At 74.3% G+C, this 18,741-nt stretch carries 14 protein-coding genes; 10 read left to right on the forward strand and 4 right to left on the reverse strand.

Annotation, left to right across the window (positions count from 1 at the left end; translation table 11 throughout):
* Positions 1 to 88 precede the first annotated feature (88 nt).
* Positions 89 to 382 carry a hypothetical protein gene (locus tag P8A18_RS34435; protein ID WP_445978191.1) on the reverse strand — a complete coding sequence of 98 codons (294 nt, stop codon included), beginning with the start codon at positions 380 to 382 and terminating at the stop codon, positions 89 to 91.
* Here P8A18_RS34435 and P8A18_RS10350 point away from each other — a divergent pair.
* The 5 genes from P8A18_RS10350 (at position 366) to P8A18_RS10370 (ending at position 7,518) form a co-directional block, all read left to right on the forward strand.
* Positions 366 to 2,816: a serine/threonine-protein kinase gene (locus P8A18_RS10350; protein ID WP_445978192.1), complete on the forward strand. Its 2,451-nt coding sequence runs from the start codon at positions 366 to 368 to the stop codon at positions 2,814 to 2,816. The two genes, P8A18_RS34435 and P8A18_RS10350, sit on opposite strands and share 17 nt — an antisense overlap.
* Positions 2,813 to 4,099: a PP2C family protein-serine/threonine phosphatase gene (locus tag P8A18_RS10355; RefSeq protein ID WP_306053607.1), complete on the forward strand. Its 1,287-nt coding sequence runs from the start codon at positions 2,813 to 2,815 to the stop codon at positions 4,097 to 4,099. Before P8A18_RS10350 ends, P8A18_RS10355 begins: the two co-directional genes overlap by 4 nt.
* A gap of 87 nt (positions 4,100 to 4,186) precedes the next feature.
* Positions 4,187 to 5,530 (forward strand): vWA domain-containing protein, encoded by a 1,344-nt coding sequence (locus tag P8A18_RS10360; RefSeq protein ID WP_018552793.1) that lies wholly within the window; start codon positions 4,187 to 4,189, stop codon positions 5,528 to 5,530.
* A gap of 106 nt (positions 5,531 to 5,636) precedes the next feature.
* Positions 5,637 to 6,899, forward strand: a complete 1,263-nt coding sequence (locus P8A18_RS10365; RefSeq protein WP_306053608.1) for an FHA domain-containing protein — start codon at positions 5,637 to 5,639, stop codon at positions 6,897 to 6,899.
* A 157-nt stretch (positions 6,900 to 7,056) separates the two neighbouring features.
* Positions 7,057 to 7,518: a MarR family winged helix-turn-helix transcriptional regulator gene (locus tag P8A18_RS10370; RefSeq protein WP_306060806.1), complete on the forward strand. Its 462-nt coding sequence runs from the start codon at positions 7,057 to 7,059 to the stop codon at positions 7,516 to 7,518.
* Here P8A18_RS10370 and P8A18_RS10375 read toward each other — a convergent pair.
* Positions 7,515 to 8,636 carry an NAD(P)/FAD-dependent oxidoreductase gene (locus P8A18_RS10375; protein ID WP_306053609.1) on the reverse strand — a complete coding sequence of 374 codons (1,122 nt, stop codon included), beginning with the start codon at positions 8,634 to 8,636 and terminating at the stop codon, positions 7,515 to 7,517. The two genes, P8A18_RS10370 and P8A18_RS10375, sit on opposite strands and share 4 nt — an antisense overlap.
* A 164-nt stretch (positions 8,637 to 8,800) precedes the next feature.
* Between P8A18_RS10375 and P8A18_RS10380 the strand changes: the two genes are divergently transcribed.
* The 5 genes from P8A18_RS10380 (at position 8,801) to P8A18_RS10400 (ending at position 17,611) form a co-directional block, all read left to right on the forward strand.
* A complete protein-coding gene (locus P8A18_RS10380) occupies positions 8,801 to 9,205 on the forward strand; it encodes a globin (protein WP_026249843.1) in 405 nt (134 codons plus the stop codon).
* A 174-nt stretch (positions 9,206 to 9,379) separates the two neighbouring features.
* Complete coding sequence (locus P8A18_RS10385) at positions 9,380 to 12,700, forward strand: FtsX-like permease family protein (protein ID WP_306053611.1); 3,321 nt, start codon at positions 9,380 to 9,382, stop codon at positions 12,698 to 12,700.
* Position 12,701: 1 nt separating this feature from the next.
* Positions 12,702 to 15,515 carry an FtsX-like permease family protein gene (locus P8A18_RS10390; protein ID WP_306053612.1) on the forward strand — a complete coding sequence of 938 codons (2,814 nt, stop codon included), beginning with the start codon at positions 12,702 to 12,704 and terminating at the stop codon, positions 15,513 to 15,515.
* Positions 15,512 to 16,504 (forward strand): ABC transporter ATP-binding protein, encoded by a 993-nt coding sequence (locus tag P8A18_RS10395; RefSeq protein WP_306053613.1) that lies wholly within the window; start codon positions 15,512 to 15,514, stop codon positions 16,502 to 16,504. Before P8A18_RS10390 ends, P8A18_RS10395 begins: the two co-directional genes overlap by 4 nt.
* 57 nt (positions 16,505 to 16,561) lie before the next feature.
* Positions 16,562 to 17,611, forward strand: a complete 1,050-nt coding sequence (locus P8A18_RS10400; RefSeq protein WP_306053615.1) for a DUF2804 domain-containing protein — start codon at positions 16,562 to 16,564, stop codon at positions 17,609 to 17,611.
* Between the two features lie 13 nt (positions 17,612 to 17,624).
* Here the strand turns inward: P8A18_RS10400 and P8A18_RS10405 are convergent, their stop codons facing one another.
* Both P8A18_RS10405 and P8A18_RS10410 read right to left on the reverse strand, forming a co-directional pair.
* Entirely contained in the window at positions 17,625 to 18,317 is a 693-nt protein-coding gene (locus P8A18_RS10405; RefSeq protein ID WP_306053617.1) for a DUF8010 domain-containing protein, read from the reverse strand.
* On the reverse strand, positions 18,314 to 18,736 hold the full coding sequence (locus P8A18_RS10410) for an acyl-CoA thioesterase (RefSeq protein ID WP_026249842.1): 423 nt from the start codon (positions 18,734 to 18,736) through the stop codon (positions 18,314 to 18,316). Before P8A18_RS10410 ends, P8A18_RS10405 begins: the two co-directional genes overlap by 4 nt.
* Positions 18,737 to 18,741 lie beyond the last annotated feature (5 nt).

An 18,741-nucleotide genomic window follows, 5' to 3' on the forward strand; every position in this document is an offset into this window, starting at 1 on the left:
GACGGACCGTCGAGGCCGCCGAGGCGGCGGGGCGAAGAGGGGGAACGAACATGAGTACGCAGTGCCAGCGCCCCGCGTGCGAGGGCGGTTACGAGGACATGGGCGGCGGTGAGCTGTACTGCGACACCTGCGGTCTGGCGCCGGTGGTATCGCCCAATGGCCTGGTGAGTTCGCCGGCGACGGGGATCACGGGCGGCGGGCGGGCGAGCGGCCGGAGCAGCGGCAGCTCCTCCGCCCGCAGCAGTTCGCAGTCCTCGTCGCGGGCGTCGTCCCGGGCCTCCTCGCGTTCGTCGACCTCGCGGCGTTCGGTCTCGGGGCGGCTGTCGCGCTCGCTGTCCGGCCGGACCGGCTCGCATTCGGTCTCGGTGCGCTCGTCGGCCAAGTCGACCAACGCCTCGGGCCGCAACCGGCTGGGCGCGGGTCTGGTGCAGGTCCCGGACGTGCCGCGCCCCGATCCGCGTACCGCCGTGATGGAGAACCCGGAGGTGCCCGAGCGCAAGCGGTTCTGTTCGCGTTCGGACTGCGGGGCTCCGGTGGGCCGGTCGCGGGGCGAGCGGACGGGCCGCACCGAGGGGTTCTGCACCAAGTGCGGCCACCCGTACTCCTTCGTGCCCAAGCTCCAGGGCGGCGATGTCGTCCACGGGCAGTACGAGGTGGCGGGCTGTCTGGCGCACGGCGGGCTCGGCTGGGTCTATCTCGCGGTGGACCGCGCGGTCTCCGACCGGTGGGTGGTCCTCAAGGGCCTGCTCGACACGGGTGACCAGGACGCCATGGCGGCGGCCATCTCGGAGCGCCGGTTCCTCGCCGAGATCGAGCACTCGAACATCGTGCGCATCTACAACTTCGTCGAGCACCTGGACCAGCGGACCGGTTCGCTGGACGGGTACATCGTCATGGAGTACGTCGGCGGCAAGTCGCTCAAGGAGATCGCCAACGAGCGCCGCACGCCGGCCGGGAAGCGGGACCCGCTGCCGGTCGAGCAGGCGTGCGCGTTCGGCATCGAGGCCCTGGAGGCGCTGGGCCACCTGCACAGCCGCAACCTGCTGTACTGCGACTTCAAGGTCGACAACGCGATCCAGACCGAGGACCAGCTGAAGCTCATCGACATGGGCGCGGTCCGCCGGATGGACGACGACGAGTCGGCGATCTACGGCACGGTCGGCTACCAGGCGCCGGAGGTCGCGGACCTGGGCCCGTCGGTCGCCTCCGACCTGTACACGGTGGCGCGCACGCTCGCGGTGCTCACCTTCGACTTCCAGGGGTACACGAACGTCTTCGTGGACTCGCTGCCGGACCCGGACAACATCGAGGTGTTCCGGACCTACGAGTCGTTCTACCGGCTCCTGGTGCGGGCCACCGACCCGGATCCGGCCCGCCGGTTCGCCTCGGCGGCGGAGATGGCCGAGCAGCTGACGGGTGTGCTGCGGGAGGTGGTGTCGCTCCAGACGGGGCGCCCGCGTCCGGCGCTGTCGACGCTGTTCGGCGCGGAGCTGCGGGTCACCGACACGGAGCTGTTCGCCGCCCCGACGGGCGAGGTGTCGCGGCTGGGTGTCCGCAGGGCCGAGCCCGGCGGCTCCGGGTTCCTGGGGCGCCGGCGGGGCGGGGCGGCGAGATCGGCACTGCCGCCCGCCGCGGTGACCCCGCCCGGGGGTGTTCCGGGGGCGCTGCCCGCCGGTCCGCCGCCCGCCTCCGCGACGGGCGCCGCCCCGGTGCCCTCCGTCGCCACCCATGTCCGTGCCCCCGGCGGGCCCGGCACCGGCTCCGGCCCCCTGCCGCACACGCCGGCCACGGCGAGCGTCCCCGCCCCCCGCAGTCCGGTGCCCGTGCCGGCCGCCCCGCAGACGCCGCCCGACGCGCCGGCGCCCCGGCTGGCCGGGCTGGACGTGCGCGGGACCTCGCTGGCGCTGCCGGTGCCCCGGGTCGACGCGAACGACCCCAACGCGGGTTTCCTGGCCGGGGTGATGGCGTCGGCGCCCGCCGAGCTGATCGCCGCGTTGCAGGCGGTTCCGGCGGCCTCGCTGGAGACCCGGCTGCGTGAGCTGCGGGCGTATCTGGAGATGGGCGACCTCGACGCGGCCGGGAAGACCCTGACGGAGCTGGAGAGCCGGCACCCGGACGACTGGCGGGTGGTCTGGTACCGGGGCCTCACCTCCCTGGTGACCGGCGACAGGGAGAACGCGGCGCTGTCGTTCGACGCGGTGTACGACGCGTTTCCCGGGGAGCCGGCGCCGAAGCTGGCCCTCGGTATCTGCGCGGAGGTGCTGGGTCAGCTGGACAACGCCGCCGAGTACTACCGGCTGGTGTGGCTGACCGATCCGAGCTTCGTGAGCGCCGCGTTCGGCCTGGCCCGGGTGCAGCTCGCCGCCGGGGACCGGAACGCCGCCGTCCGGTCGCTGGAGTCGGTGCCCGAGGCGTCGATCCACTTCACGGCGGCCCGGGTCGCCTCGGTCCGGGCGCGGCTGCGCGAACGGGCCCCGGGCGAACCGCTGCTGACGGACCTGACGGCCGCTTCGGCGCAGGTGTCGGGGCTCGCCGGTCTCGGGCTCGACGCGGTGCGGCGGGAGCAGTTGTCGACCGAGGTGCTGGGCACCGCGCTCGACTGGGTACTCTCCGGTAGCCCTTCGGGCCCGCAGCAGTCCGCGCACGGCGGGCCGCAGGGCCCGGGGACGCTGCTCGGCAGCGAGCTGGACGAGCGCGGGCTGCGTTTCGGTCTTGAGCGCGCGTACCGGATGCTCGCCCGGCTCGCGGAGCCCGGCGCCGAGAGGATCGAACTGGTGGAGCGGGCCAACCGCTTCCGCCCCCGAACGTGGGTGTGAACATGTCGCAGAACCGCCAGGAGTCGGCGTTGCCGAGGTGCCCCGGCTGCGAGGAGCCGTTGGAGCAGGGCGACCTGTTCTGCGGTGCGTGCGGGTACGACCTGTCCGCCGTGCCGGAGCCGCCGCCGGACCGCCCGACGGTCGCCATCGCCACGCCGGGCCCGGGTACGGGCGCGCCGCCGGCCGGTGCGCCCGGCGCGGGTGCGCCGCATGCCGGGGCGCCGCGCGCCGCCGCGCCTTCCGGGGCGCGCCTCGACGGCCCGGCCCGCTCCGGGGACTTCGAGCTGGCCGCCCCGGGGGCGGCCGCGCCCGATCCGCGGCTGTCCCCGAAGCCGGCGCAGGCCGTCGCGACGGCCCCCGCGGCCGGCGCCAAGCTGTGTGTGGCCTGCCGGGCCGGCCGGGTCGACGGCGACGGCTACTGCGAGAACTGCGGCCACGCGCAGCCGCGCGAGCGCGACCACATGGAGCAGGAGCTCGGTTCGGTCGCCGCGGTCAGCGACCGGGGGCTGCGCCACCACCGCAACGAGGACTCGTTCGCGGTGTCCACGACCGCCCTGCCGGACGGCTCGGCGGCCGTGGTGGCGATCGTGTGCGACGGGGTGTCGTCGGCCAGCCGGCCGGACGAGGCCTCGGCCGCGGCGGCGAGCACGGCCAACGAGTCCCTGCTGGAGGCGCTGCCGCGCGGCACGCATCCGCAGCAGGCGATGCACGAGGCGATCGTGGCGGCCTCGGAGTCGGTCAACCGGCTGGCCCAGGAGCCGGACCGGGGGCGCGAACCGCACCGCCATCAGAACGCCCCGGCGTGCACGCTGGTCGGCGCGGTGATGGCGAGCGGTCTGCTGGTCGTCGGCTGGGTCGGCGACAGCCGCGTGTACTGGGTGCCCGAGGACCGCTCCACGGCGCCCGCCCGGCTGACCGAGGACGACTCCTGGGCCGCGCAGATGGTCGCGACGGGCCTGATGAGCGAGGCGGAGGCGTACGCGGACGAGCGCGCCCACGCCATCACGGGCTGGCTCGGCGCCGACGCCTACGAACTGGAGCCGCACACCGTCTCGTTCAAACCGGACCGGCCCGGCCTCGTGGTGGTCTGCACGGACGGCCTGTGGAACTACGCGGAGTCCGCGGCCGAGATGGCCGCCGCGGTCCCCGAGGACGCGTACGAACGACCGCTGCACGGCGCACGGGTGCTGGTGGGTCACGCCCTCGACGGCGGGGGCCACGACAACGTAACAGTGGCCCTGCTGCCGTTCGCCGTGTCACCGCAGGGGGCAGGCTCCGCCTGAACCGGGCGGTTCACCCTGCCCACCTTTGATGCCTTTGTCCGTACATCTGTCTTCATCTGACACGTGGAGCCTCAAGGAGCCGATCAGATGGCCAACTTCTCCAAGTCGAACGTGCCGCAGTTCTCCGTCGAGGTGTACCAGAACGAATTCCTGCCCGAGGGCGGCCGTGAGGTCAACGGCATCATCACGGTCACTTCGACCGGGGGCGGCACCACCGGGGGCGTGCCCCTGGCGGGCGCGTCCGGGCCGGGGCGGGCCACCGGCGCCGCCGTGGTGATCATGGTGGACTGTTCGGGTTCGATGGACTACCCGCCGACGAAGATGCGCAACGCCCGCGACGCGACGGCGGCGGCGATCGACACCCTGCGCGACGGCACCTCGTTCGCCGTGGTCGACGGTACGCATGTGGCCAGGGAGGTCTACCCGGGCAACGGCCGGCTCGCCGTCGCCGACGCCCGGACCCGGGCCCAGGCCAAGGAGGCCCTGCGCCGGCTGAGCGCGGGCGGCGGTACGGCGATCGGGACCTGGCTGCGGCTGGCGGACCGGCTGCTCGGCTCCGCCGACGTGGACATCCGGCACGGCATCCTGCTGACGGACGGGCGCAACGAGCACGAGTCGCCGGAGGACCTGCGCGCGGCGCTGGACGCCTGCGCGGGGCGGTTCACCTGTGACGCCCGCGGGGTCGGCACCGACTGGGAAGTGAAAGAAGTCACAGCCATCGCCTCGGCGCTGCTCGGCACGGCCGACATCGTCGCCGACCCGGCGGGGCTCGCGGCGGACTTCACGCAGATGATGGAGAACGCCATGGGCAAGGAGGTCGCGGACGTCGCGCTGCGGCTGTGGACCCCGGTCGGCGTGGAGATCCAGTACGTGAAGCAGGTGGCGCCGACGGTCGCCGACCTGACCGACCGCCGCACCGAGGCGGGCCCCAGGGCCGGGGACTACCCCACGGGTTCCTGGGGCGACGAGTCCCGCGACTACCACGTCTGCGTCCGGGTCCCGGAGGCCGGAATCGGTCAGGAGATGCTCGCGGCCCGGGTCTCCCTGATCCTTCCCGACCCGGCCGGCGGGGCGCCGCAGACGCTTTCGCAGGGCCTGGTGCGGGCGGTGTGGACGGACGACATGGTGGCGTCCACCTCGATCAATCCGCAGGTCGCGCACTACACGGGTCAGGCCGAACTGGCACAAGTCATCCAGCAGGGTCTTGATGCCCGCAAGTCGGGAGACTTCGACGGCGCCACGGCCAAACTGGGTCGTGCGGTACAGCTGGCATCCGCGTCCGGGAACGAGGACACTGCGAAACTGCTTTCGAAGGTGGTAGACGTCGTCGACGCGGCGACGGGTACTGTGCGACTGAAGGCGAAGGTCGCGGAAGCGGACGAGATGACCCTCGAAACCCGCTCCACGAAGACGGTACGCGTCAAGAAATAGCCACATATCCACACCGATCAGCAGCCCGCCGGTTCAGGTCCGCCGGGCCGCGGAGCAAGACGAATAACGGCCTGCGGGCCGGACAAGGAGAGGGGGAAGCGCCGACATGCCGACCTGCCCGAACGGACACCAGTCGGGTTCCGAGGACTGGTGCGAGGTCTGCGGCCACCGCATGACCGGGCCGGGCGCGCCTGCGGGTGCGGTTCCCCCGCCGCCTCCTCCGCCGCCCGCGCGGGGTTACGGATATCCGCAGCCCCACGACCCGAACGCGACGGCCCAGGCCGAGCTGTGCCCGCAGTGCCGCACGCCGAGGGAGGCGATGGCGCCGTTCTGCGAGGAGTGCCGCTGGAACTTCCTCACGAGCACCGCGACCTCGTACACCCCGCTGGCCCCGCAACACGGCGGCCCCGGTCCCGGTCCCGGGCACAATCCGCCGCAGGGCTTCCCCTCCCAGCAGCAGCAACCGCCGCAGCAGCAGCGCGACCCGTTCGACTACCAGGGCTCGCGGCCCTCGCAGATGAACCGCTCGGCCGAGCCGCTGTCCGCGGGGCCCGGCCAGTCCGGTCCTCCCGCACCGTTCGGGCAGGGCCCGCAGGGCACCCCGCCGCCGTACCAGCAGGGACCGCCCGGCCAGCCCGGACAGCAGGGCCGGCAGGGTCCGCCGCCTCCGCCCCCGTACCAGCAGGGGCCTCAGGGCGGCCAGCAGGGCGGACCCCCGCCGTCGCCGTTCCAGCAGCAGGGCCAGCAGCAGGCGCCGCACGCCTTCCAGCAGACGGCTCCCCCGCAGGCCCCGCCGCGCTCCGACGGGGACGACTGGCTGCTCTCCCCGCCGTCCCAGACCGCCCAGGGCCCGCAGACGCCGATGCAGCAGCCGCCCTTCCCGGGCCAGCAGCACGGCCCGGGGCCGCAGGGCCCGGGTCAGCAGCACGGACCCGGGCAGGGGCACGGGCAGGCTCCGCTGTCCAACAACTGGACGGCGTTCATCGCCCCGGACCGTGACTACTTCCTGGCGATGATGCAGCGCAGCGGCCCCGAGGCCACCGGGCTCAACCTGCCCGCGTACTCCCCGGAGCAGCAGCTCGCGCTCACCGGCAGCCAGATCACGATCGGCCGCCGCCGGCACAGCACGGGCGAGTCCCCGGACATCGACCTGTCGGTGCCGCCGGAGGACCCGGGCGTCTCCCACCAGCACGCGGTGCTCGTCCAGCAGCCCGACAGCAGCTGGGCCGTGGTCGACCAGAACTCCACCAACGGCACCACGGTCAACGGCGCCGAGGATCCGATCCAGCCCTACGTCCCCGTTCCGCTCCAGGACGGCGACCGGGTGCACGTCGGGGCGTGGACGACGATCACGGTCCGCCGGGACTGACGCCGCCGGGCACAGAGCGGCCGGTGAAAGACGGAAAGCCTCTCACCGGCCGCTCTGCCGTGCGGATAGTTCGCGCCGCGAATGTCCGTCCCGGGCGGGGCCGTACCGTCACCACCTGCCGTATTCTGGGCGAATGCGAAAGGCCGAAGGCGAACAGATGGGGATCGCCACCGCATTGGTGCGCTCCGCATTTCTGGTGAACGCCGTGTACGCCGATTCCGGCCGCGAGCACGGCATCACCGCCCAGCAGGGCCAGCTGCTCTGCGTCCTGATGCTCAAGCCGTACGGCATGCGCGAGCTGGGCACCGTGCTGGGTCTGGCCAAGTCCAGCCTCACCGGACTGGTGGACCGGAGCGTGCAGCGCGGCCTGGTGTGCCGCGAGGCCGATCCGGAGGACGGGCGCGCCGTGCGGGTGGCGCTGACCGGGGCGGGAAGCAAGCTGGCCGAGGTGTTCTACGAGGAGACCAGCCGACGGGTGGAAGCACTCGCGGACGGCGTCGACGCCCCCGACCGCGCGCTGCTGGCCGCCCTCCTCGGCCGCCTGGTGCTGGACAACAAGGTGCCGGTGGTCTTCCGCGGTCCCTGCGAGAACGCGCCCACGGACACCCCCGGCTGTTAGGCCGTGCCCTCGTCGCGGGTGATTCCGAAGAGTTCGGCGAAGCGGCCGGTGAACAGGTCCTTGCCCTTGTACGCGCTGACCTGCGCGGCCGGCAGGACGGCCGGGCCGTCCGGGGTGGGCACCTGCCCCACCCCGCCGCCGGGGCCGAGCGGCAGCAGCGCCGAGGGCGGCGACGGCCGGTAGGTGCCCGTCGGAACCTCGCCGCGCACCTGGGCCAGGACGTTGCCCGCCACCACCTCGGCGTGCTTCATGGCGTACCCGGCCATCTTGGCCTCGGCCAGGCCGGTGAGGTCGCCGAGGGCGTAGATGTGGTCGTGGCCCACGACGTTGAGGCGTTCGGTGACCGGGACGCGGCCCTGCGCGTCGCGGGCGGCGACCCGGCCGTCGGCGAGGTAGCCGCCGTTGGAGCGCACGCCGTAGCAGCGGAACCAGAGGTCGGCCTCGATCGCGTCGCCGCCCGTCGTGGTCACCGTGAACGGCTTCAGGCGCCCCGGCTCGGCCGGCGGTTCCCCGGCGAGCGCGGTACCGAGCCGCAGCTCCACGCCGATCCCGTCCAGCTGGCGCAGCAGTTCCTCGCGGAACTCCGGCAGGAAGCCCGGCATCAGCTCATCGGCCGGGTCGGTCACGATCACGTGCTTGCCGGGCCAGACCGCCTTGATCTCGCCGGAGAGTTCGAGGCCGACCGGTCCGGCGCCGGCGATCAGCACTCGCCCGGCGGCGGCGAGTTCCGCGTGGGCTTCGCGTATCCGGGCCAGCGCGTCGCCGGAGAGGTCGGTGTCCGTCTTGGCGGGGAACGGGTAGTCGGAGCCGGACGCGAGCACCAGGTAGTCGGCGGCGATCCGCTCGCCGGAGGCCAGGGTGACGCCGCCCGGGTCGACGGCGACGGCCCGTTCGCGGCGGAAGGTGCCGCGCTTCAGGAGGGTGTCGTACGGGAAGAAGATGTTCTCCGCCCAGTCGGGCCTGACCAGGGCCCGAAGTGATCCCGCCGCGTGGACGAATGCGTCCTTGGGGTCGATGAGCACCACATCGGTTTCCTCGTCGAGCGCTTTGGCGACCGCCGATCCGCCGTATCCCCCACCGATGACCACAACCGTGCGACGGGCCGTTCCGTTTGCCATGCCGATCCCCATCCCTGAATGAGCACGCATAAGTACGCGCATCATATAGTTCGCCACACGAACATAATGGTTCGTGTCACGAACTGTAAAGCGCTCATGCCGCTGCCCCGGCGGAGTCACCCGGGCCCTCTCCTCGCGGGCGGCGCGTCTGCGACCATGGACGGGTGACTGAGAATCCGCGCGACACGGTGCAGGAGCTGACCTTCTACGAGCAGGTCGGCGGCGAGGAGACCTTCAGGCGCCTGGTCCACCGCTTCTACCAGGGCGTCGCCGACGACCCGCTGCTGCGGCCGATGTATCCGGAGGAGGATCTCGGGCCCGCCGAGGAGCGGTTCGCGCTCTTCCTCATGCAGTACTGGGGCGGCCCGCGCACCTACAGCGACCGGCGCGGGCACCCCCGGCTGCGGATGCGGCACGCGCCGTTCCGGGTGGACCGCGCGGCGCACGACGCCTGGCTGGGCCACATGCGCGTGGCCCTGGACGAACTGGGCCTGGCACCCGAGCACGAGCGTCAGCTGTGGGACTACCTCACCTACGCCGCCGCCTCGATGGTGAACACGGACGGCTGAGAAGCGGTCACAGGGCGAACATATACGTGCGGAATCCGGTGCTCTGCGGCCGGATACCGGTCACAATCCCATCAAGTTGTACCCGTAAGCGGTTTCCACACGCAGCGGCCGTCTGACAGCATCCAGGCAGCGCAGGGGGCGGGCGTTGCGTGAGTGGTGACTAGGGGGCCAGGTGTGACGGGGTTCGTCTTTCTGCGGGTGAGGGCGCACCGGCTCCTTCTCGCCGCGGCCGTGCTGGCCGTGCTCCTGACCACCTCGGTACTGGCCGCGCTCACCGCGTTCTCCGGTTCCATCGGGGACGCCGCGCTGCGCCACACCCTCACCCACCGCTCGGCCGTCCCCGCCGCGCTCCTGGTCTCCGCGCAACTGGAGCCCGGCGAGCGGGAGTCCGCCGACACCGCGGCGCGCGAGGCCGCCCGGGAGTCCTTCGACGGCCTGCCGGTGACCGTGCGGAAGCTGGAGGCCTCCGGTCCGTACGCGCTGCCGCGCGGCCTCCAGGCCCCGGCCGCCCGGCGCGGTGACCCGGACCTCACCCACTTCGCCTCGCTGGACCGCAGCCGCGTCCGCCTCACCGCAGGCCGCATGCCCGTCGCCGGGGCGGGGAAGAGCGGCGGCCCCGTCGAGGTCGCCCTCCCCTCGACCGCCGCCGCTGCCCTGTCGCTGAAGCCCGGCGCGCGGCTGAAGGTCACCGACCGGCTGGGCGGCAAGCCGGTGCGCATCGTGATTACCGGGCTCTACAAGGCCGCCGACCAGGCCGACCCGTACTGGCAGTTGGACGCGCTCGGCGGTCGCGGCGTCCGCAAGGTCGTCTTCACGACCTACGGCCCGCTGCTCACCGACCCGGCGGTGCTCGGCTCGGGGCGGATCAGCTCGGGCGAGGTGTCCTGGCTGGCCTCCGCCGACTTCCGGACCGTCACCACCGGCCGTATGGAGGCCCTGCACGACGCGGCGACCACAGGCCCGAAGAAGCTGCTGGCCCGGCCCGAGTTCAAGGACGGGGCGAGCGCGCGGACATCCCTGCCCACCGTGCTCGACCAGGTCGACCGCGCGCTGCTGGTCTCCCGCTCGACGCTGACGATCGTGGCCGTGCAACTGGTCCTGCTCGCCGGGTACGCCCTGCTGCTCGTGGCCCGGCTGCTCAGCAGCGAACGCGCCGGGGAGACCGAACTGCTGCGGGCACGCGGCGGATCGCGTGCCCGGATCACCTCGCTCGCGGCCGTCGAGGCGCTGCTGCTCGCGCTGCCCGCCGCCGTCGTCGCGCCGCTGCTCGCCGGCCCGCTGACCCGGCTCCTCGCCGACCGCGGCGAACTCTCCCGGATCGGTCTGCGCCTGGACACCGGGGTCACGGGACAGGTGTGGCTGATCGCCGCCGTCACCGCGCTGGCCTGCGCGCTCGCCGTGGTGGCGCCCGCGCTGGCCGCCAGCTCCGGGGGCAGGCGCTCGACGCGTTCGGCCGCGCTGCCCGCACCGGTCCGGGCGGGCGCGGACCTGGCGCTGCTGCTGATCGCGGCCGTCGCGTACTGGCAGCTGGACCGGCAGACCAAGGGCTCGGGGAGCGGCGCGCTCAGCGGCGACCGCTCGGGCGGGCTCGGGATCGACCCGCTGCTCGTGGCCGCGCCCGCGCTGGCCCTGCTCGCCGGGACCGTGCTGACCCTGCGGCTGCTGCCGCCCGCCGCGCGCCTCGCGGAGCGCCGGGCGGCGGGCGGCCGGGGGCTCGCGACCGCCCTGGCCGGCTGGCAGTTCAGCCGCCGCCCCCTGCGGGGTGCCGGGCCGGTCCTGCTGCTGGTCCTCTCGGTGGCGATGGGCATGCTGGCGATCGGGCAGAGCGCCTCGTGGAACCGTTCGCAGAGCGACCAGGCCGACTTCAGGTCCGGTGCCTCGGTGCGCATGACGGGCGGCATCAGCGCGGACCCGGCCAAGTCCGGTGCGTACGAGGGGCTGCCGGGCGTACGCGAGGTGGCGCCCGCCTTCCGGACGACGGTGGACCTCTCCGACGAGCGCACCGCCGACATCCTCGCGCTGGACACCACGCACGCCGACGAGCGGATGCTGATGCGCGACGACCTCGGCGGCGGCTCCACCGCCCGGCTGTTCGACTCGCTCGCTCCGGAGAAGACCGCGCGCACCGGGCTGCCGCTGCCCGACGGCAGCACCCGGCTCCGCTTCGACCTGGCGATCTCCGTACCGGCCGCCGCCCACCAGACCTCGCCCTCCGGCATGGCCCCGCAGCTCACCGTGTTGCTGGAGGACCGCTACGGCCTCCCGTACCAGGTGGCCGCCGGGGCCGTGCCGGCCGACGGGAAGGTCCGCCCGTTCGAGATCAAGGTGGCCGCCGCCGGCGGGCTGGCCGTCACCGGCTTCGAACTGGACGACAAGCAGCCCGTCGCTCACGGCGAGTCGCACCGGCTCGCCGTCACCCAGCTGCGCACGGTCGGCGAGGACGGCGCCGAGCGGCCGGTCCCGCTGCCTTCCGGTTTCCGCTGGCAGGCCGCCGTGAGCGCCGACTCGTTCGGCGACGTGCAGCCCGGCGCGGCCGCCTTCCCCACCGCGTCGGCCGCCACCCCGCTGGGCGTCGACTACCTCACCGGCTCGGTCACCTACGAGGACGCGGTGTACTCGGTGCCCGCCCTCAACGTGCGGATCACCGCGGAGCGGCCCAAGACCCCGGCCATGATCCAGGCGGTCGCCACGGACGCCTATCTCAAGGCCACCGGGGCGAAGACCGGGCAGGCCGTCGACGTCACGCTGGCCGGCGAACGGGTCCGGGTGAAGATCGCCCGGACCGTGCACCGGCTGCCGACGACCGGCCCCGGCGGCTCCGCCGAGGCGACCACGGAGTACCGGCGGGCCAGGGACGGCGGGGCGCTGCTGCTCGACCTCAGGTCCCTGGGCCAGGTCTTCGCCCAGCGGCCGAGCGCCCGGCTCACCGCCACCGAGTGGTGGCTGAGCACCGCCCCCGGCCGCACCGCCGAGGCCGCCGCCGCGCTGCGCGCCCTGCCCGACACCGACCCCGCGCAGGTGCTGGTCCGCGACGAGGTCGCCGACGAACTGGTCAGCGATCCGCTGGGGGCGGGCCCGCAGTCGGCGCTGCTCGCGGTGGCGGTCGTCGCGGCGGCCCTGGCCGCGGTCGGCTTCGCGGTGGCGGCGACCGGCTCGCAGCGGGAGCGTTCCGCCGAATTCGCCGTGCTGCGCGCGCTGGGCACCCCGCGCCGCCAGCTGGCCCGGATGACCGCGGCCGAGCAGGGCGTGCTGATCGCCATCGCCCTGCTGGTCGGGGGCGCGCTGGGGGCACTGCTCACCCGGGCGGTGGTGCCGCTGATCGTGCTGACCGGACAGGCGGCCCAGCCGGTGCCGTCGGTGCTGGTGCGACTGCCGGCCGGACAGGTCGCGCTGCTGCTGGCCGGGGTCGCGGCCCTGCCGCTGCTCATCGTCGCGGCCCTCGCCCTGCGCCGCGCCGACCCCGCGATTTCGCTGCGCCACCAGGGGGACCACTGACATGAGCCCGCGTTCGAGAACCCCCCGCACGGCGGCCGCATCCGCCCCCTGGGTACGGACCCGGCTGCGGACCGCGCCCGGCGCCGCCTGCGCGTTCTTCCTGCTGGTGCTGGTGACGGCGTTCCTCGCCGCCGCCTTCCCCCGCTCCGTCGACCGCTACGAGGGCCAGGGGCTGCGCCACGACCTCGACGTCGTCGAACCGAGGCGCAGCGTCCTGGAGGTGAGCGGCCCGCAGCCGGGACTGGAACTGCCGGCCGCCGCGCGCGAGGAGGCGGTGCGCGGGGCCACGATGGCCGCCGCGCAGCGCCGCATCCTGGACGCGCTGCCCGACCCGGTGCGGGCCGACGCCGCCCAGTCCGCCTACGGGGTCCGCACCTCGGACCCGGTCGCGGCGAAGGAGACCTGGCTCCCCCGCCCGTACGGCATCGACCCGGCCCTGACCTACGTCACACAGTCCGCGCTGCCCGACCACGCCACCCTGCGCACGGGGTCGTGGCCGAAGGCGCGCGGCCAGGTGACGATGCAGACCCGCGAGGTCGAGGCGGCCGTGACCGAGGCGACCGCGAAGGCGCTGCGGATCGAGGCCGGTGCGACGGTCGCCGTCCCGACCCGGGGCGGCGGGAAGGTGACCGTACGCGTCACCGGCATCGTCGCCCCGAAGCACCCGAAGGCCTCCTACTGGTCGGCCGAGCAGCTGCTGCGCACCCCGTCGCTGGTCCCCATCCCCAGCAAGGACAGCCCGCGCTACTACTGGACGGCCGCGCTGCTGCTGCCCCCGGACGCCGGCCCGGCCCTGCTCGCCACGACGGGGCAGCCCGAGCTGTACTGGCGGCTCGCGCCGGACAGCTCCCGCCTGGACTCCCGCGACGTGGACCGGCTGCGTACGGCGGTCGCCTCGCTGGAGGGCGGCCCCGGACTGCTCACGATGCGCCAACTGGCCGGGGACACGGTCACCGTCACCACTGACCTGGACGAGATCCTGGCCTCCTACGACGGCATGCGCGCGGCGATCGAGCCGGTCGTCACGGTGGCCGCCGTCGGTATCGGGGCCGTCGCCGCCGTCGTCCTGCTGATGACGGGCGGCCTGATCGCGGGCCGCCGGCACGCCGAACTGGCCCTGCTGCGGGCCCGCGGCGGGTCCCTGGCCGGCATCGGGGGCCGGCTGCTCGCCGAGACCGCGGTGACGGCCGTACCGGCGGGTGCGCTGGGGCTGCTGCTCGCGGTCCTTGCCGTGGGCGAGGCCAGGATGCTGCCCGCCGTGGCCGGGGCCGGCGCGGTCGTCGTGCTGGTCTGCGCGGCGCTCCCGCTGCACACGGCCCTCCTGCACCGCAAGCACCAGCTGCACGGCGCCCGGGACGACCTGGCGACCGCCCGCCCGTCCCGGCGGCGTACGGTCGCCGAGCTGACCCTGCTGGTGCTGGCCGTCGGCGCCGTCGCGGCGCTGCGCCGGCGCGGCACGGACAGCGCGGGCGGCACCGACCTGCTGGTCAGCGCCGCGCCCGTGCTGGTCGCGCTGATCGCGGCCGTGGTCCTGGTCCGGCTCTACCCGCTGCCGCTGCGGCTCGCGCTGCGGTCCGTGGCCCGGCTGCGCGGTGCGGTCGGCTTCCTGTCGCTGGCGCGGGCGGGCCGCTCCTCGGCCTCCGGCACCCTGCCGCTGCTCGCGCTGCTGGTCGCGCTGACGACGGCGGCGTTCGGCGGCTCGGTCCTCGCGGGGGTCGCGGACGCCCGTGACGACGCGGCCGTGCTCGCCACCGGGGCCGACGCCCGGATCAGCGGTCCGGGCGACTCCGTACCGCTGCCCGCCGCCCTGATCCGCGCGGCCGGCGCAGCGGACGGCGTACGCGAGGTGGTGCGGGTCCAGATCGAGTACGGGGTCTCGCTGCCGCCCGCGGCCGGCGGGTTCGAGGACGCGAAGGGCGCGACGCTGATCGGCGTCGACCCGGACGTGTACGCCCGGCTGGCCCGTGCCGTCGGCCTCGGCTCCTTCCCGGCCGGCCGGCTGAAGGCCACCGACGCGCGGCCGGAGAAGGGGCGGCCCGCGTCGAAGGACCGGGTCCTGCCGGTGATCGCCTCGCCCTCGGTCGCCGAGCGGCTCGGGGACGGGGCGCGCGATCTCCAGTCGCTGGCCGGTGACTTCAAGGTCAGGGTGGCCGGCACGGTCACCCGCACTCCGGCCGTCTCCGACACCTCCTTCATGATCGTCGACGCCTCCGCCCTCACCCACCGGCAGACCACCGCGCTCCTCCTCACCGGCGACCGCCCGGACGCCGCCGGGCTGCGCGAGGCCGCCGCCGACGCGGGCAAGGGGTTCTCCGTACAGCTGCGCTCCGAGCAGCGCGCCTCGTACGTCGACACCCCGATGCAGAACGGCGCCGAGCGGATCTACCTGGCGGCCATCGCGGCCGGTGCCGGGTACGCCCTGCTCGCCGTGCTCCTCTCGCTGCTGCGGACCGCCCCGGAACGCACCACGCTGCTGGCCCGGCTGCGCACCATGGGCCTCACCTCCCGGCAGGGCGGGCGCCTCCTCGGCTTCGAGGCCATGCCGCAGGCCCTGCTCGCCGCCGTGGGCGGGCTGCTCGTCGGCCGGGCCACCATCGCACTGCTCGCACCGGGCATCGACCTGGTGCACCTCGCGCTCTCGACCGGCCCCGGCTCCAGCCTGCTGGACACCGCACCGCTGCGCACCGACCCGTGGTCCCTGGTCCTGCCGGCGCTGGGCGTGATCGTCCTCGCCGCCGCGGTGGCCGGGGCGCAGGCCTGGTGGGCGGGCCGCCGCGGATCGATCACCGAACTCAGGGCAGGAGACTCCCGATGACGACGCCGTCGACCGATTCCACGCTGGCGGAGCTCGAACAGCGGGCCACCGCCCGGCGCGACCGGCCCTCCTACGGGCACGACGCGCTGATCGCCTGCGACCGTCTGGTGCGCATCTTCACCACGGACGGCGTGGAGGTGCAGGCGCTCCAGGGCCTCGACCTGCTGGTGGAAGAGGGCGAACTGCTGGCGCTGGTCGGGGCGTCCGGCAGCGGCAAGTCGACGCTGATGAACATCCTGGCGGGGCTGGACGAGCCCACGGCGGGGGCGGCGAAGGTGGCGGGCTGCGACCTGCTGTCCATGGGACAGAAGGAACGGCTCCGCTACCGCCGGGACGTCGTCGGCTTCGTCTGGCAGCAGACCGCCCGCAACCTCCTGCCGTATCTGACGGCCATCCAGAACATCACGCTGCCGATGCAACTGCGCGGCCGAGTCCGCGGCCGCGAACGGGCCGCGCGCGCGGAGGCGTTGCTGCGGATGCTGGAGGTCGAGGACTGCCGCGACCGGCGCCCGCAGCAGATGTCCGGCGGCCAGCAGCAGCGGGTGGCGATCGCGGTCTCGCTCGCCAACTCCCCCTCGGTGCTGCTCGCCGACGAGCCGACCGGCGAACTCGACTCGGCCACCGGCGAGCAGGTCTTCGCCGCGTTCCGCCGCGCCAACGAGGAGCTGGGCACGACGATCGTGATCGTCACCCACGACCAGGCGGTCGCGAACGAGGTACGCCGTACGGTCGCTATCCGGGACGGCCGTACCTCCTTCGAGGTGCTGCGCCGCACCGAGGTCGACGCGGCGACCGGCCAGGAGTCCCAGGTGGCCCGCGAGTACGCGATGCTGGACCGCGCCGGCCGGCTGCAACTGCCCGCCGACTACACCGAGGCGCTGGGCATGGAGCACCGGGTGATGCTGGAACTGGAGCAGGACCACATCGGCGTGTGGCCGGACGGCCCGAAGCCGGAGAGCGCGGAGCCGGAGAGCGCCGGCCCCGAGTAGCGGCCGCGGGGTGACCGCAGCCGAGGCCGGCCGGTGAACGGCCGTTAGGATCCGGCCATGACGACGTTCGAACGCGAGATCACCGAGCCGGTCGACCTGTGTCTGCCCGACGGCACGCTCAATCAGGCGGCGGTCGGCTGGTCGCGGGTGCCGCTGCACCGCGCCAATCTGCGCGGCTGGGGCCGGACGAAGCGCTGGGAGTACTGGTGCGTGACGACGCCCACGCATCTGGTGGCGCTGACCGTCAGCGACCTGGACTTCCTCGCCCTGAACACCGTCTACCTGCTCGAATACGCGCCGGGCGGCCTGGAGTTGGAGCGGACCGCGATCATCCCGGCGGGCCGCGGAGTCCACCTCCCCGACACCGTGGCAGGCGCCCCCGGCTCCCCGGACGTGGTGACCGGCCCGGCGCGCCCCACGGGCGGCAAGGTGCGCGTCGAGATCCGCGACGAGCCCGGCGGCACCCGGCTGCGGGCGCGCTGCCTGACCCAGGAGCGGCTGCCGCTCGAAGTGGACCTCCTGGTCGCCCGGCCGCCGGGCCACGAGTCGCTCTCCGTGGTCGTGCCCTGGGACAGCCGGCGCTTCCAGTACACCTCGAAGCAGACCGCGCTGCCCGCGTCCGGCCGGGTCCGGATCGGCAGCGAGTTCCTGGAGTTCGACGGGGACGACACCTGGGCCGTCCTGGACCACGGCCGGGGCCGCTGGCCGCGTACGGTCGACTGGAACTGGGGCGCCGCCTCCGGGCGCACCGACGGGCACACCGTGGGCCTCCAGTTCGGCGGGCGCTGGACCCTGGGCAGCGGCTCCACGGAGAACGGGCTCTGTGTGGACGGCCGGCTCAGCAAGATCGGCGAGGAGCTGGCCTGGCGCTGGTCACCGGCCGATCCGCTCGCCCCGTGGACCATCCGCACCCCGCTGACCGGCCAGGTGGACCTGACGTTCACCCCGTTCCACAACCGCAGGGCCCGCACCGAGGCCGGCCTGATCGCCAACCGCACCGACCAGTGCTTCGGCCACTACGACGGCCGTGTCCGCACCGACGACGGCAAGGAGATCGCGGTGGACCGCCTGCTGGGCTGGGCGGAGGACGTGCACATGCGCTGGTGACCGGGGCGGCGGGTCAGCCGCGTACGGAGACCGCGAGGTTCCCGAGGCCGCCGGCCGCGCCCGCCCGGCGCAGCGCGATGGAACCGTACGGGGTGCGCAGCCTCAGCCAGCCACCGGCCGCCAGCAAGGCGACGGGGAAGCCGGGGGCGGCGCGCAGGAAGCCGAGAGCCTGCGCGGCGTGCACGGCGCGCAGCGGGAGCTCCGTGGCGGCGACGGTGCGCGACCAGATGTCGTGCCCGATGCGGTCCCGCTCGGCCCGGGTGCGCAGTTCCTCGGGCAGGGCCTCGTCGCGGGTCCTGAACTCGGTGACCGCGGCGTTCAGCGCGGCGCGCAGGGAGGCGGGGTCGGGCAGCCCGGGACGCTCGGCCCAGCCGCCGCGCGGCGGGAGGACACCGGCCCAGGGCGGCCCGGTCACCGGGGCGGGCAGGACGCCGGTGCCGGCGTCCGGGCCCTCGGCGGAGAGGGACTCCAGGAGTTCCCCGGCCGACACCGTGACGTCGAAGTCGTGCGCGTCCGCCAGCCGCGCCGCCCGGATCGCCAGCACGTCGAACGACGGTGGCCTGCCGAACACGGCGAGCGCGCCGCCGCCCGACTGGAGGCGTACGGCCGCGGCCCGGTCGTAGTGGAGCAGCCGTCCGAGGAAGGCCGCGAGATCCGCGGCCTCCCTCGCGTCGGCGAACCGCAGCGACTGTACGGACACGGTCATACCGCGGCGGGCTCCTCGGCGAGGTACTCCTGGAGGAACAGCTTCTCCTCCGCGGAGATCCGCCGGGGGCGCTCCTCGGCCAGGTTGTACGGCACGACGACGGTCGAGGCCCGTACGTAGACCTGCTCCGGGTCCTTGACCTCGTAGGCGATCGTCAGCGACGCGGCGCCTATCTTCGTGACCCAGGACTCGACGGTCACCGGACGGTGCCGGTGGACGAGGGGCCGCAGGTAGTCGATCTCGTGCCGCGCCACGACGGAGCCGCCGGCGAAGGACGGCGAGCCGTCCCCCGGCGCCAGCCGGAACATGAAGTCGATGCGCGCCTCCTCCAGGTAGCGGAGGAAGACCACGTTGTTGACGTGGCCGAAGGCGTCCATGTCCGACCAGCGCAGCGGGCAGCTGTAGATGTGACGTGCCAAGACGA

The sequence above is a fragment of the Streptomyces sp. Mut1 genome, from assembly GCF_030719295.1.
Taxonomy (GTDB): Bacteria; Actinomycetota; Actinomycetes; order Streptomycetales; family Streptomycetaceae; genus Streptomyces; species Streptomyces castrisilvae.

What these genes read in the sequence shown, in the direction of transcription:
- P8A18_RS10360 (WP_018552793.1), top strand. Translation starts at nt 4,187, where the DNA reads ATGGCCAACTTCTCCAAGTCGAACGTGCCGCAGTTCTCCGTCGAGGTG.
- P8A18_RS10365 (WP_306053608.1), top strand. Translation starts at nt 5,637, where the DNA reads ATGCCGACCTGCCCGAACGGACACCAGTCGGGTTCCGAGGACTGGTGC.
- P8A18_RS10370 (WP_306060806.1), top strand. Translation starts at nt 7,057, where the DNA reads ATGGGGATCGCCACCGCATTGGTGCGCTCCGCATTTCTGGTGAACGCC.
- P8A18_RS10375 (WP_306053609.1), bottom strand. Translation starts at nt 8,636, where the DNA reads ATGGCAAACGGAACGGCCCGTCGCACGGTTGTGGTCATCGGTGGGGGA.
- P8A18_RS10390 (WP_306053612.1), top strand. Translation starts at nt 12,702, where the DNA reads ATGAGCCCGCGTTCGAGAACCCCCCGCACGGCGGCCGCATCCGCCCCC.
- P8A18_RS10395 (WP_306053613.1), top strand. Translation starts at nt 15,512, where the DNA reads ATGACGACGCCGTCGACCGATTCCACGCTGGCGGAGCTCGAACAGCGG.
- P8A18_RS10400 (WP_306053615.1), top strand. Translation starts at nt 16,562, where the DNA reads ATGACGACGTTCGAACGCGAGATCACCGAGCCGGTCGACCTGTGTCTG.
- P8A18_RS10405 (WP_306053617.1), bottom strand. Translation starts at nt 18,317, where the DNA reads ATGACCGTGTCCGTACAGTCGCTGCGGTTCGCCGACGCGAGGGAGGCC.